Annotated in this window: 10 protein-coding genes and 1 tRNA gene; 4 read left to right on the top strand and 7 right to left on the bottom strand. The window is 66.0% G+C overall.

Annotated elements, in window-relative coordinates; all coding sequences use genetic code 11:
• Positions 1 to 150 precede the first annotated feature (150 nt).
• Positions 151 to 2,529, bottom strand: coding sequence for a TonB-dependent receptor (locus BLS81_RS04125; RefSeq protein WP_176787019.1), 2,379 nt, complete (start codon positions 2,527 to 2,529; stop codon positions 151 to 153).
• Positions 2,530 to 3,101: 572 nt separating this feature from the next.
• Here BLS81_RS04125 and BLS81_RS04120 point away from each other — a divergent pair.
• Positions 3,102 to 4,181, top strand: coding sequence for a TauD/TfdA family dioxygenase (locus BLS81_RS04120; RefSeq protein ID WP_093221820.1), 1,080 nt, complete (start codon positions 3,102 to 3,104; stop codon positions 4,179 to 4,181).
• A gap of 426 nt (positions 4,182 to 4,607) precedes the next feature.
• Here BLS81_RS04120 and BLS81_RS04115 read toward each other — a convergent pair.
• From BLS81_RS04115 to BLS81_RS04095, 5 genes are all read right to left on the bottom strand, one after another.
• Positions 4,608 to 4,682: transfer RNA gene (locus BLS81_RS04115), tRNA-Glu, on the bottom strand.
• 62 nt (positions 4,683 to 4,744) lie between these two features.
• Positions 4,745 to 6,331, bottom strand: coding sequence for a class II 3-deoxy-7-phosphoheptulonate synthase (locus tag BLS81_RS04110; RefSeq protein WP_093221012.1), 1,587 nt, complete (start codon positions 6,329 to 6,331; stop codon positions 4,745 to 4,747).
• A gap of 241 nt (positions 6,332 to 6,572) precedes the next feature.
• On the bottom strand, positions 6,573 to 8,006 hold the full coding sequence (cysS, locus tag BLS81_RS04105; RefSeq protein WP_093221009.1) for a cysteine--tRNA ligase: 1,434 nt from the start codon (positions 8,004 to 8,006) through the stop codon (positions 6,573 to 6,575).
• 37 nt (positions 8,007 to 8,043) lie between these two features.
• Positions 8,044 to 8,850 (bottom strand): hypothetical protein, encoded by an 807-nt coding sequence (locus BLS81_RS04100; protein ID WP_093221007.1) that lies wholly within the window; start codon positions 8,848 to 8,850, stop codon positions 8,044 to 8,046.
• The gene (locus tag BLS81_RS04095) at positions 8,823 to 10,061 is read right to left on the bottom strand and encodes a TIGR04063 family PEP-CTERM/XrtA system glycosyltransferase (RefSeq protein WP_093221818.1); all 1,239 of its coding nucleotides are present in this window, start codon (positions 10,059 to 10,061) and stop codon (positions 8,823 to 8,825) included. The genes BLS81_RS04100 and BLS81_RS04095 overlap by 28 nt, the downstream gene beginning before the upstream one ends.
• Before the next feature lie 100 nt (positions 10,062 to 10,161).
• Between BLS81_RS04095 and BLS81_RS20675 the strand changes: the two genes are divergently transcribed.
• Together BLS81_RS20675 and BLS81_RS04090 are read left to right on the top strand one after the other, a co-directional pair.
• Positions 10,162 to 10,329 (top strand): hypothetical protein, encoded by a 168-nt coding sequence (locus tag BLS81_RS20675; protein ID WP_176787018.1) that lies wholly within the window; start codon positions 10,162 to 10,164, stop codon positions 10,327 to 10,329.
• Entirely contained in the window at positions 10,322 to 11,686 is a 1,365-nt protein-coding gene (locus BLS81_RS04090; RefSeq protein WP_093221815.1) for a putative O-glycosylation ligase, exosortase A system-associated, read from the top strand. Before BLS81_RS20675 ends, BLS81_RS04090 begins: the two co-directional genes overlap by 8 nt.
• Positions 11,687 to 12,133: 447 nt before the next feature.
• On the opposite strand, the gene BLS81_RS04085 is transcribed toward BLS81_RS04090, so the two are convergent.
• Entirely contained in the window at positions 12,134 to 12,685 is a 552-nt protein-coding gene (locus BLS81_RS04085) for a type 1 glutamine amidotransferase domain-containing protein (RefSeq protein ID WP_093221004.1), read from the bottom strand.
• A 117-nt stretch (positions 12,686 to 12,802) separates the two neighbouring features.
• Here BLS81_RS04085 and BLS81_RS04080 point away from each other — a divergent pair, with 117 nt between their 5' ends.
• A complete protein-coding gene (locus tag BLS81_RS04080; protein WP_093221002.1) occupies positions 12,803 to 13,807 on the top strand; it encodes a DNA topoisomerase IB in 1,005 nt (334 codons plus the stop codon).

Below are 13,807 nucleotides of genomic sequence, written 5' to 3'. Positions count from 1 at the left end.
CGCGATTCACCGCCGGTGCCGATCACGACAAATTTCAATTCCGTTACCATCAAAACGGGAGACCATCGGCCGCTGCGCCCCAAAAAAGAGTGGCCGCCGCCCGAAGGCGGCGGCCATAAGCGACGCGGGAGCAGGCTTCCCGCGGGTCGGTCAGAACCGGTATCCGAGCGAAAAGATCGCCTGGCGCGGCGGGATGTAGGTGTTGGACACCTGGCCGCTCCCATAAGGATCGGTGAAGCGTGAGTTGACGCCGGCCTCGTCGAACAGGTTGGTCACCGTCACCGAGGCGTGGAATCCGCTGTTGGCGAAGTCGTAATTGGCGAACAGATTGACCTGCGAATAGTTCGGCGTCTTGTCGGCGACCGGATCGGCGAACACGCGTGAATTGTAACCGCCACGATAGATGTACTGAGCGCGCGCGGTGAACTCGCCGGGGCCGACCTCTCCGGTCCAGGATGCCGCCACCGAGCCTTGCACGGTCGGCATCTTGGGCAGCTTGTTGCCGTTGATATTGACCCGCGCCGCTTCCCGCGCGAGCGTTGCGAGGTAGAAGTTGGAGTAGAACCCGCCGACGCCGGCATAGCCAGCGGCGATTTGCGCGTTGCGCGCTTTGGTGGGATCAAGCGCGTAATAATCGCTGGTGAACTCGCTGTGCAGCAGCGACAGCGATCCTTCGAAGCGCAGATGCCGGGTGGGGTGCCAGTCCGCTTCGATCTCGGCGCCGAGCACCTGCGCTTCGGGCGCGTTGCTGACGCCGTTGCCGAAGAGCACCGCATCTTCCTCGAGGAACTGCATATTGTGGTACAGGTAGAAGAAGCCCGATGCGTTGAGCTGAAGTGTGTTGTTGAAGAAGCGGTTCTTTGAACCGATTTCGAATGAATCGAGTTCTTCGGGCTTGAAGGTCGGCTTGGTCCCGTCCTTGAAGCCGAAAATCGTATATGAGCTGTTGCCGACCGCGGCCGAGCTGTTGATCCCGCCTGGTTTGAAGCCACGTGTATAGCTCGCGTAAACCATGCTCGTGCCGGTGATATCGTAGTTCAGCGCCGCCTTGCCGGTGACGCGATTGGTGCTGGTGCCGACCCCGGGCTTCGGCTGGAGATAAGCGCCGGACGTGTTGCTCGAGGTCGGCCCCGACTGGCTGGCGCTGACGCCGCTATAGGTGTCATGATTGTAGCGGATGCCCGCCGTGAACGAGAGCCGGTCGGTCAGCTTGTAGGTGCCCTGCGCGTAACCGGCATAGGCCTCACGCGTGACCGCCGAGAGTTCGGCATATGTAATGGTCTTCACCAACGGGTCGTTATACGCCGCCGAGACGGGCAGCGCGGCATTCAGCCCGTTCCCCTCATTCGATCGGAACTCGTTGATGTAGCTGTTGTTCGTCGAATGCAGATACACGCCGCCGACGATCCAGCGCAGCCGTCCGTCCGTGTTGGAAGCGAGATTGTACTCCTGCGTCCAGCTTTCGGTGTTCTGCGTCCATGTCGCGATGTGATCGTACTTTACCCCCGCGCCCGGCGCCTGACCGTTGGTCAGCGCGTAGAACAGATCAGTGTCGAGACCGTCGCCGTCCCAGGACTGGATGCTGCGCAGCTTCTGATACCCGGTGATCGAATTGAACACCACCGGCCCCATGTCGAACTTGAGCACGCCGTAATAAAGCTGCGTGCGGATGTACGACTTGCCAGGGTAATCCTGCGTCAGCACACGGGGATCGGGTTCTGGATCGAGGATGTTCTTCTGCGCCGGCGCGTTCGCGTCGCCGCGATACTGGATCGTGCTCAGCAGCAGCGAAACGTTATCGGCCGGCTGCCATTTGAGCGACAGTTTGCCGCCGAGATCGTTGGCGTTGTCGAGCTGGTAATCGGGCTGGCCGGCGACCTTGGTCGCCTTGGCGTACCCGTCGTGATTGTAATATTGGATCGCGCCACGGATGGCGATCGTGTCGCCGATCGGCACGTTGAGCGCGCCATCGGTCTTGACGAGGTTGTAATTGCCATAGCCGGCATCGACGTTGCCGGTCCATTTGCCGAGCTCGGGCTGCTTCGACACGATGTTGATCGTGCCGCCGGTCGATCCCTGCCCGTACATCGTGCCCTGTGGCCCGCGCAGCACTTCGACTTGCGCGACGTCGATGAACGCGGCGTTCGCGGCGATCGAGTTGAAGATGTAGACGCCGTCGACATGGACCGAGACGCCCGGCTGGGTTTGCGGATTTTCAGGCGTTTCGGAGCCGATCCCGCGGATCGAAATCTGCCGCTCGCCGCCCCCGCTTTTGGCGACGACAAGCCCCGGCACCGCGCCGTTGAGGCCGGTGATCTCGGTGATGTTGCTCTTGGCGAGCGTGTCCGCCGTCACCGCCGTCACCGACAGATTGGTCTTTTGCAGCGTGACGTTGGTGCGTTCGGCCGTCACGACGATCTCGGGCGGTGCCGCCTCCGACGTATCGGGTTCTGGTGCCACGGCCGCCGGCATCGGAACCGCCGCCGGAACATCCTCCGCCGCCGCCATCGCCGGGCACGCCGCCGCCATCAGCGCCAGGATGGAGACGCTTGCGGATCCAACAATTCGATATTTCGTGATCACAAAAATCCCCCACTCTCGTGCGCAGCCTTCACGGCCACGCATGCCAGCGCCTTCTCCAGGCCCTCATCCCAGTATCGCGCCCAGCCCGCTGTCCCGCCGGCTTGACCGCTCGCTGCCCGTGGCGACAGCATGCCGCGTCCTTGCGACGAACCACCGGGCAACTGCCTTGTGATTCGCCGGTAAACGTGCATGAGGGCCAAGCTGGGGGCAACGCCGCAAAATTTGATCCCCAGCGCCCGCCACCGCCAAACCCCGGCAAGCCGGCACCGCCATGCACCGTCCCTAGGCGCCGCTTCGCTCGCGACGGATCATGGGGCGTGTGGGGATGCTATCGAGCCGCGCGCGGCAAAACTTGTCGCCAGGCGTAGAAATTCCAGCCAAGGTTCGCTTTTCCGGGGCATCGCGCACCGCAGCCGCAGCTTCGATGCATGTTTGGCGCTGCTGCAATGTCACTGTGCGCGGTGGAACAAGACTGGGTCGGGCTGCCGCTCGATACAGGCTGGCAAATGGAGACCATCATGCGCGTTGCCGACATCCCCGACCCCGTCCACACCGAAGCAGCCTGGCGTGGTGACCGGCTTATGACAGGCGAGGACTGGGTCTACACGCTCGATGACCGGCAGGTCGCCGAACTCGAGGCGCTCGGCACGCGCTTCCTCGCCGACGATCCCGATCTGCGTTTCGTGCAGGCGGCCGACTATCCGCTCGATGCGGCCGCGGACGCGGTGCGGTCATGGCGGCGCGATGTCGATTTCGGGCGTGGCTTCGTGCTGGTGCGCGGGCTGAAGTCGCACCTCTATTCGGACGCACTCTCCGCCGCGATCTATTATGTGCTCGGCCTCCACATGGGCGATCCGATCCGGCAGAACGAAATGGGCGATCTGCTCGACCATGTCTATGCCACGTCCGACAAGACGATGGACGACCCGACCGCGCTGTCTTCCAAGGTGCGCGACAAATTGGTGTATCACTCCGACAGTTCGGACATCGTCGCGCTGATGTGCCTGCGCGGGGCCAAGCAGGGCGGCCTGTCTTGCCTCGTGTCGGGCGCGGAAATCTACAACGAGATCCTGCGTCGACGGCCGGATCTCGCCGGGCTGTTGCTCGAGCCGTTCCACTGGGACTGGCGCCGGCAGGACCATAACGCGCCCGCCGACACCTACACGTCGCCGGTAGTGAGTGTCGAGGAAGGCGTATTCAGCATGTACGCGGGGTCACTCTACATCCTCACCGCGCAGGAGTATCCCGGCGTTCCCAAGCTGAGCGACGACCAGATCGAGGTGCTGCGGCTGTTCGATGAAATCACCTACGAACCCGGCATGGCGATCGAGATGGATTTCCGCCCCGGCGATATCCAATGGCTCTCCAACTATGCGGCGCTGCACGCGCGCACCGCGTTCGACGACTGGCCCGAGCCGCAGCGCAAGCGGCATCTGCTGAGGCTGTGGCTGTCGAGCCATACCGACCGCCCGGTCGTCCCCGGTTTCGGCAAGAACGGCGTGGTCCAGCACCGCGCCCAGAGCCGCGACGGCGCTTCGGAGCATCCCGACGCCCGCTTCTCGATCCGCGAGATGTCCGTGCCGAGGTTGATCTCATAATTTGTCTCGAGGCCAAGCGGACAGGGGTGTCCTGCCGTGAACCGCGCCGGGTTTGCCGGGGGGCCAACGCCTCACATTCGGCTTCGCCGGTAAGACCGTTCGATTCGGCTTGGCTGTAGGATTTGCTTCCATTCACCTGACGCTAGGCGGGTTCCGGTACGTCCTCGAAAGCGAACGTGTTGATTGCGTAGAACCACATGACAGCGACGCGTGTTGATCTGGGCTCCGACCCCGCTGGTGAGTTTAGATTCCGCGTCGAGCAAGAGCGAAGAAACGCCGAGTTTCGATTGATGCAGATGTGAGCCCACGGTGGGGCGTAGCTAGTCGCCGACCTTGCGCCCCTCGGGCTTGGCCGCAGGGACAGAGGTGGGATTGTGATAGGCGTCCGCGATCATGGTCGCGGCATGTCCGACGAGTTGATGGCGATGGTGACCCCTACGAGAATCGAACTCGTGCTTACGCCGTGAGAGGGCGTCGTCCTAACCGCTAGACGAAGGGGCCGTATGCGTTGGAGGCGCGGCTTTACGGTGTGCGCCGCCAACGGTCAAGATGGATTGTCGCGGTTACGCCGCCGCGCGGCGGCGTTCGGACATTTCGGCGTTGAGCATCTCGGCGAGCAGGAACGCGAGCTCCAGGCTCTGCCCGGCGTTGAGGCGCGGGTCGCAATGCGTGTGGTAGCGATCGGCGAGCGACTGTTCGGTCACGTCGACCGCGCCGCCGGTGCATTCGGTCACGTTCTGTCCGGTCATCTCGGCGTGGATGCCGCCCGCGATCGAGCCTTCCGCGCGGTGGACCGCGAAGAACCCGCGCACTTCGGCGAGGATGCGGTCGAACGGCCGCGTCTTATAGCCGTTGGCGGCCTTGACGACGTTGCCGTGCATCGGGTCGCAACTCCACACCACCGGATGGCCCTCGCGCATCACCGCGCGCACCAGCTTGGGCAGGCCCTTTTCGATCGTATCGTGGCCATAGCGGGTGATGAGCGTCATCCGACCGGGCGCGCGGCCCGGATTGAGCGTGTCGAGCAGCCGCAGCAGCGCGTCGGGCTCAAGGCTCGGGCCGCACTTCATGCCGATCGGATTGCCGATGCCGCGCAGATACTCGACGTGTGCCGATCCCTCGAAACGGGTGCGGTCGCCGATCCAGAGCATGTGCGCCGACGTGTCGTACCAGTCGCCGGTCAGCGAATCCTGCCGGGTCAGCGCCTGTTCGTAGCGCAGCAGCAGCGCTTCGTGGCTGGTGTAGAAATTGGTCTGCGCGAGCTGCGGCACCGTCTCGGGGTTGATCCCGCACGCTTCCATGAAGTCGAGCGCCTCGCCGATCCGGTCGGCAACGTCGGCATATTTCTGCGACCACGGGCTGCGACCCATGAAATCGTGCGTCCAGCGGTGGACCTGGTGGAGATTGGCATAGCCGCCGCCCGCGAACGCGCGCAGCAGGTTGAGCGTCGCCGCCGACTGGCTGTAGGCGCGCACCATCCGCTGCGGATCGGGAATGCGGCTTTCCGGCGTGAACGCGATGTCGTTGACGATATCGCCGCGATAGCTCGGCAGCTCGACACCGCCGACCGTCTCCATGTCGGCCGAGCGCGGCTTGGCGAACTGGCCCGCCATGCGGCCGACCTTCACCACCGGCAGCTTGGACGCATAGGTGAGCACCACCGCCATCTGGAGGATGACGCGGAAGGTGTCGCGGATGTTGTTGGCGCTATGCTCGGCGAACGATTCGGCGCAGTCCCCGCCTTGCAGCAGGAACGCCTTGCCCTCGGCGACCTTGGCGAGATCGGCGGTGAGATTGCGCGCCTCGCCCGCGAAGACGAGCGGCGGGAAGCTGGCGAGCGTGTCGGTCGCCGCGTCGAGCGCGGCGGCATCGGGATAGGTCGGCATCTGCCGGGCCTCGGCGCGCGTCCAGCTATCGGGCGACCAGGTGCTCATGTCGTTCTCCGTTCGAATTTGGACGTACCAGTCGGCGTGCGTGGCGATGCCGTTCGCGGCGATCTGGTTGACGATCTGACTGCCGGCGCGTTTGCCGTCTTCCTCCCAGCCCTGCACCGTGCTGCCGGGCGCGCCATACCACGCGCCGAACGCGGCCCGACTGAGGGTGCGTTCCTCTCGGAAGCGCTTGATCTTGATGCCTGCGAGTGTCGTCATGGGAGGCGCGCTTTACCCGGATGGGGTAAGCGGCGCAAGAGGCGTTTACGCGTTTTGGGTAAGTGGCCGAACGTCAGAAAAAGAAGATTTTGCACGCGGAGGCGCGGAGGCGCGAAGAGGGAGGCACGCTGTCGACAGGTCACTGGCTCCAAATCGCGGATTATGCGGCCTTTGGCCGCCTTGTCTTTCCTCCTCTGCGCCTCCGCGCCTCCGCGTGAACCAACTCCCCGCCACGGCGGACTCAGTCGATCACTGGCTTCCAGTCCCAACCCAGCGGATCGCCATCCATCACCTCGACGCCAGCAGCGGCGAGTTCGTCGCGCAGCGCATCGGAGCGGGGGAAGTCCTTGGCGACTCGCGCGGCTTTGCGCTCGACGAGGCGGTCCTCGATCTCGGCGGGGATGATGGTCGCGCCCGCTGGCATCACGCGCAGGTCGGCGCGCGACAGCGTCAGCAGCGGCAAGCCGAGCACATCGACGAACGCGCCCAACGCCGCGAGCCGGGTGGCGGGCGACAGCTTCTTGTCGGCGAGCAGATCGTCCAGCACCGGCAGCGCGCGCGGCGTGCCCAGATCGTCGGACACCGCTTCGTCGAGCCGCGTGAGATACGGCGCGGCGTCGCCCTTCTCGGTGCCGTCGTCACGCGCGCGCAGCGCTTCAACCGCCATCACCAGCCGCTTCAACCGGGTGAACGCCGCCGCCAGATTCTCCCATGAGAATTCAAGTTCGCTGCGGTAATGCGCGGACAGGCACATCAGCCGATAGGCGAGGGGGTGGAAGCCGCGATCGACCAGCGTCTGCAACGTCGTGAAATCGCCCGACGATTTCGACATCTTGCCCGCGCGCTCGACGAGGAAATTGTTGTGCATCCACACCCTCGCGCCGGTGTCGGCGCAGTCGCAATGCGCCTGGTTCTGCGCGATCTCATTGGGATGGTGGATCTCGCGGTGATCGATCCCGCCGGTGTGGATGTCGAAGCCGTCGCCGAGATATTTGCGGCTCATCACCGAACATTCGAGATGCCAGCCTGGCGCGCCGCGGCCCCACGGCGAGTCCCACTCCATCTGCCGGTTCTCGCCGGGTGCCGAGGTGCGCCAGATCGCGAAATCCTGCGGGTTGCGCTTGCCCGCGACCGGATCGATCCGGCCTTCACGCGCATCGTCCGCCACGCGTGCGAGCCGGCCATAATCGGGCACGGTCGACACGTCGAAATAGAGGCCGCTTTCCAGCCGGTAGCAATGTTTGGGCGCGATCTTCTCGCCGAACGCGATCATCTCGGCGATATGATCGGTCGCGAGCGGGAACTTGGCCGGCTCGCGGATGTTGAGGTCACGCAGGTTCTGTTTGAACGCCGCGGTATAATGCGCGGCGATGTCCCAGATGCTCATGGCGCGCGCGCGCGCGGCGGCTTCCATCTTGTCGTCGCCGGCGTCCGCGTCCGAGGTGAGGTGGCCCACATCGGTGATGTTGATGATATGGGTGAGCGGATAGCCTTTCCACGTCAGCACCCGGCTCAGCGTGTCGGTGAAGACATAGGCGCGCAAGTTGCCGATGTGGGCGTAATTGTAGACGGTCGGCCCGCACGAATAGACACGCACGTTGGCCGGGTCGATCGGCACGAACGTCTCGGTCGCGCGGGTGAGGCTGTTGTAGAGGGTGAGGGGGCTGCGGGTCATCGCACGGGCCTTAGCGGCAGGCGCGTGGGCGGGCAAATCAGCCGGCGCGCGTGGCGAGGCCGCGCAGCGTATCGAGCGTATCGCGGATCGAATCCGGCCGGCCCGGCGTAGGCGCGGTGCCGCGCTGCGCGACGCTGCGTTCGAGCCGGTCGAGCAGCGCGCGGATCGAGGCGGGCGATTCGGCCTCGGCGCGGCGCACCGGCGGGGCGGATCGCATCGAGGCGGCGATCAGGCCGAGCACGTCGGCGGTGTCGCGCCGGATCGGGATCGGCGCGGTGTCACGCTGTTCGCGGGCGGGTTCGAGGATTTCGACCGGATCGGGCGCGGGCGCGGTGCGCGCGGCGAACGAGACCGGATCGAACAGCGCCAGCGGCACGTCGAGATTGGCAGGCAGCGGCCGCGCGCGTGCCGCGCCCATCGGCACCGCGGCGGGCGCCTCGGCGCGGACATCGAGGAAGGGTGTGCCAAGGTCGCGGTTGGCGAACACGGGCTGGCGCGGCGGCGCGTCGGGATGCGCATCCGCACGGCGCTGGGGCGGCACCGCATCGCCGTGCGCGATCGACCCGTTGAGGATCACCAGCCGCGTGCCGAACGCGACGAACAGCGCGATCCACGCCAACAGCGCGCCCGCGCCGCCGCCCGAGAGCGCCAGCACCGCGCGCGCGGTGAGCCCAAGCGGCGGCCGCGCCGCGTCGAGCAGGGTGGCGACACCACTGTCGACGACGAGCGATTCGAGCGCATCGGTCGGCATCAGGAGGAACAGCAAGGCGGTGAACGCGCCGGTCACGCCCGCGCCGAGCGGCGCGATGGGCAGGATCAGACGCTGACGGGGGGACGCGACCATGGGCGGGGTGATGCCACCGCACTGGTAAGTTTTTGGTAAACAGGTTCGTAACGACCGACGTTGACCGCCCAGTTGCGCTCGGCCTCGACGAAGGCGCGGCCGCGGTCGCGGCGCTCCTCCCAGCCGTCGCGGTCGCCGAGCAGACCGGCGAGCGCGGCGGCGATCCCGGCGGGATCGCCGGGCGGGAACAAGGTGCCGGTGATCCCATCGCGGATCAGCTCGCGGTGCCCGCCGACATCCGACGCGGCGACCAGCCGGCGCTGCGCCATCGCCTCCAGTGGCTTGAGCGGCGTGACGAGGTCGGTCAGCCGCATCCGTTTGCGCGGATATGCGAGGATGTCGACGAGGCTGTAATAGCGATCGACTTCATCATGCGGCACGCGGCCGACGAAATGGATATGGCTCGCCACCGGAGAGGCCGCCGCCTGCGCGCGCAGCGCCGCTTCCATCGGCCCGCCGCCGACCAGCAGCAGCCGCGCGGTCGGGCGCGCCGCGACGAGGGCGGGCATCGCCGCGATCAGATCGTCGATGCCTTCGTAATCATAGAAGCTGCCGATGAAGCCGATCACCTCGGCTCCCGTGACGCCGATCCGCCGCGCAAGCGCATCGTCATAGGCAAGCGGGGTACCGAACAGCGCGAGATCGACCCCGTTGGGCGAAACCAGGATCTTGTCCGGCGCGATGCCGCGCGCGATCAGGTCGCCGCGCAGGCCCTCGCAGATCACCGACACGGCATCGGCGCGGCGCACCGCCCAGGTCTCGAGCATCTTCGTCGCCCGGTAGCGCGCCGATCCCTCGCGCCCGGTGCCATTGCCGACCGCCGCGTCCTCCCAGAAGGCGCGAATCTCATAGACCAGCGGCAGCCGCGTCGCCCGCGCGACGCGGAGCGCGGCCAGCGCGCCGAGCACCGGCGAATGCGCGTGGAGGATGTCCGGGCGGAACGTCTCCGCCACCTCGGCGACGCGGCGCGACAGCGCCCGGATTTCGCGCAGCTCGCCCAGCACCGGCGGCGAGGCGCCGATCGGCGCGGTACGGTGGAAGTCGATGCCGTCGACCGTCTCGGCCGCCGCCGCCGATGCGCCCTGGCGCGTGCCCGTGACGGCGGCGACCTGCCAGCCGCGTGCCTGCTGCGCCCTCAGGATCGCGCGGGTGCGGAAGGTATAGCCGCTCTGCAACGGCAAACCGTGGTCGAGAACGTGGAGGATTTTCATCACCGCCACCCTCGCACGCCAGTGCTTAACGGAGCCTCAACTCGCGGCGCGTATTCGCGGTGCCGGCGAAGCCGCGAAGCGCGTTCCAGGGGTATCAAGCATGATCGACAATTTCGCGCTTCTGATCAGCCACGGGTTGATGCTGCTCGCGATCTGGGCACTGCTCAAGCGGCCCGATCTCGATCACGAACCGGGGCCGTTCGACCGCGACATCCGCGGCCGCCCGCGTGCCGCCCGGCGACCGGAAGAGGACCGGCCCGGTGCGTGACCTCGTCTTCGTCGCGTTCCTCGGCGCCTTCTTCCTGGCGGGCCTGCGCAAGCCGTTCATCTTCATCCTCGCCTATATCTATATCGACATCGTCAGCCCGCAGCGGCTGACCTATCTGCTGCTCAATGCGATGCCGATCTCGCTGATCGCCTTCTGCGCGGCGGTGCTGAGCTGGGCGCTGATCGACGACAAGCGCGACGTGCGGATCGCGCCGCGCCAGATCATCATCCTGTTGCTGCTGCTCTATTGCGGAATCACCACGCGCAACGCCGACTTCCCGCTGGAAGCACTCGATAAATGGGATTGGGTGTGGAAGGCGCTGGTGTTCGCCGCCTTCCTGCCGCTGACGCTGCGCACCAGGCTCAGGATCGAATCGCTGCTGCTGTTCATGGTGCTTTCCGCCTCGTCGATCATCATCGTCGGCGGCATCAAGACGGTGGTGTCGGGCGGCGGGTACGGCTCGCTCAACCTGATGGTGTCCAACAACAGCGGTCTGTACGAAGGCTCGATCATCTCGACCGTGGCGGTGGCGATCGTGCCGCTGGTGCTGTGGTTCTCCAACCACGGCACGGTGTTCCCGCCCGACTGGAAGGTGAAGCTGTTCTGCTACGCGTTGGTATTCGCATGCTGCATGATCCCGGTCGGCACCTCGGCGCGCACCGGGCTGCTGTGCGTCGTGCTGGCGGCGGTGCTGATGCTGCGCGACGTGAAGCGCAAGATGCTCTACCTCGGGCTGATCGCCGCGATCGGGCTGGTCGCGGTGCCGTTCCTGCCCTCCGCCTTCGTCGCGCGGATGGGAACGATCAAGACCTACAAGGCCGACGAATCCGCCTCGACCCGGCTCGCCGTTTGGCAATGGACGTGGAATTACGCGAAGACGCATCCGTTCGGCGGCGGCTTCGACATGTACCGGCAGGACGTGCTCAACTATGATCTCGTCACCACCGAGGGCAGCGGCAACAGCCTGACGATCAAACACACCCCGACCACCGACCGCGCGCGCGCCTATCACAGCTCCTATTTCGAGATGCTCGGCGAGCAGGGCTGGCCCGGCATCATCCTGTGGGGCGGGCTCAACATCATCGGCATTATCCGCATGGAGATGCTGCGCCGCCGCTACCGCAAGGCGCCGCCCGAGGAGCAATGGATCGCGCCACTGGCCGGCGCGCTGCAATCGGCGCTGCTGATCTACCTGCTCGGCGCGTCGTTCGTCGGCATCGCGTTCCAGCCGTTCATCTACCAGTTGATCGGCGCGCAGATCGGGCTGGACACCTATCTCGCGCGCAAACGCTCGGAGGCGGCATGGCGCCCGTTCCGCAAGGCGAAACAGCCGCTGTCCGACGCTGCGCTCACATAATATCCGCCCGTCCCGAGCGAAGCCGAGGGAGGCCCCGCGTGGCGTGTGGTGTCTCGACTTCGCTCGACACGAACGGTTTGGATCGCGCGCTGCCGCCAGCCGTGTGCAAGCGAGGCGGCAACTGTTCCGCAGGAGCAAACGGAGGCTCTGCCCCCGGACCAGGCTAACGCAAACCTCCGTTCGTCCCGAGCGAAGTCGAGGGAGGCCCCGCGTGCCTTGTGGTGTCTCGACTACGCTCGACACGAACGGTTTGGATATCGCGCTGCCGCCATCGCCGTGTGCAAGCGAGGCGGCAACTGTTCCGCAGGAGCAAACGGACGCTCTGCCCCGGACCAGGCTAACGCAAACCTCCGCTCGTCCCGAGCGAAGTCGAGGGATATGCCCCGCGTGCCGTGCGCGGTGTCACGACCGCGCTCGACCCGAGCGGCTCAGAACTGCGTGTGCCGCTTATGCGTTGGCGGTTTCTTCCGCCAGCGCCGCGAGGATGGCCTTGTTGAACGCCGGAATGTCGTCCGGCTTGCGGCTGGTGATGAACTGGCCGTCGCGAACGACTTCCTCGTCCACCACGTCCGCGCCGGCGTTTTCCAGATCGGTGCGGATCGAGGGCCAACTCGTCACGGTGCGGCCATCGACCACATCGGCCTCGACCAGCAGCCAGGGGCCGTGGCAGATCGCCGCCACCAGCTTCTCGTCGTCGACGAACTCCTCGACGATCTCGACCGCGCGGTCGCTGGTGCGCAGCGTGTCGGGGTTGGCGACGCCGCCGGGAAGCAGCAGCGCGGTGTAATCCTGCGTGTCGACGTCATCGACGGTCAGGTCGGGCGTGATCGTGTCACCCTTCTCGTCGTGCTTCATGCCCTGGATCGGATCGGTCGAGAGCGAGGCGAGCGTCACCTTCACCCCGGCATCGAGCAGGGCCTGGCGCGGTTCGAACAGTTCGGACTGTTCGAAGCCGTTGGTGGCGACGATCAGGACGTGCGCTTGCGATAGGTCGGTCACGGGGAAGTCTCCTTGCCAAATGGCGTCGCGAATGCCGTCCAAACCCGCGGCCGATGCCGCCCGTTCCGGAACGAAGCGACCGACCGCGCATTTTTAGAGACTTGACGAGGGAGCGCGATGGACGGCGAGATCACCTATTGCGACGATACCGAACCGGGCATCACCCGTCGGAAATTGCGCCACGGCTGGGGCTATTGGGATGCGGCGGGCAAGCGCATCACCGATCGCGACGAGATCGACCGGCTCAACGCCATCGGCCTGCCGCCCGCCTATCGCGACGCCTGGTTCAGCCCGGACCCCTATGGCCACATCCAGGCGGTCGGCTGGGACGAGCGCGGCCGCAAGCAATATCGCTATCACCTCGAATTCCGCGCCGCGCAGGAATGCGCCAAATATGATCTATGCGCGCCGTTCGGCCACGCGCTGCCCCGCCTGCGCGCGCGTGTCGAGGCCGATCTGGCACGGCGCGGGCTGGGCAAGGCCGTCGCCGTCGCGGCGATCGTGCGGCTGCTCGATCTCGGCCATATCCGCATCGGCAACGAAGGCTATGTGAAGGCGAACAAGAGTTACGGCGCGACCACGCTGCGCCGCCGCCACGCGGTGCTCAAGGGCAAGACGATCAAGCTCCAGTACAAGGCGAAATCGGGCAAGATCCGGCTGCTGACGATCACCGACCATTCGCTCAGCCGCTTCGTCAAGAAATGCCAGGATCTGCCCGGCCAGCATCTGTTCCGCTGGGTCGATGACGATGGCGCGACGCATCCCGTCACCTCGTCGGACGTCAACGCCTATATCCGCGAGGCGATGGGCGGGCCCTACACCGCCAAGCATTTCCGCACCTGGGGCGCGAGCGTGATCGCGTTCGAGACGTTGATCGCCGCGACGCACGACATCGGCCTCAAGACGATGCTCGAACCCGTCGCGGAGGCGCTGGGCAACACGCCGGCGATCAGCCGAAAATCCTACGTCCATCCGCTGCTGATCGCGGCGGTGAAGGACGGGCAGGCGGCGCTGCGCGCGACGCGCCTGCCGCGCGCGACCCGCTATCTCACTCGCGCCGAGCGCGGCCTGATCGCGTTTCTCGAAAAGGGCGGCGCCCCCGACATCGCAGAGGCAGCATAA

Origin of the sequence: Sphingomonas sp. NFR15 (genome assembly GCF_900103265.1) — a bacterium.
Lineage (GTDB): Bacteria > Pseudomonadota > Alphaproteobacteria > Sphingomonadales > Sphingomonadaceae > Sphingomonas > Sphingomonas pollutisoli.
This window is presented reverse-complemented; position numbering and strand designations above follow the sequence as displayed.

Excerpts from the sequence above, each read along its gene's own strand:
- BLS81_RS04125 (WP_176787019.1), bottom strand. The coding sequence starts at position 2,529 with ATGGCGGCGGCGTGCCCGGCGATGGCGGCGGCGGAGGATGTTCCGGCG.
- BLS81_RS04120 (WP_093221820.1), top strand. The coding sequence starts at position 3,102 with ATGCGCGTTGCCGACATCCCCGACCCCGTCCACACCGAAGCAGCCTGG.
- BLS81_RS04110 (WP_093221012.1), bottom strand. The coding sequence starts at position 6,331 with ATGACGACACTCGCAGGCATCAAGATCAAGCGCTTCCGAGAGGAACGC.
- cysS (WP_093221009.1), bottom strand. The coding sequence starts at position 8,006 with ATGACCCGCAGCCCCCTCACCCTCTACAACAGCCTCACCCGCGCGACC.
- BLS81_RS04100 (WP_093221007.1), bottom strand. The coding sequence starts at position 8,850 with ATGGTCGCGTCCCCCCGTCAGCGTCTGATCCTGCCCATCGCGCCGCTC.
- BLS81_RS04095 (WP_093221818.1), bottom strand. The coding sequence starts at position 10,061 with ATGAAAATCCTCCACGTTCTCGACCACGGTTTGCCGTTGCAGAGCGGC.
- BLS81_RS20675 (WP_176787018.1), top strand. The coding sequence starts at position 10,162 with ATGATCGACAATTTCGCGCTTCTGATCAGCCACGGGTTGATGCTGCTC.
- BLS81_RS04080 (WP_093221002.1), top strand. The coding sequence starts at position 12,803 with ATGGACGGCGAGATCACCTATTGCGACGATACCGAACCGGGCATCACC.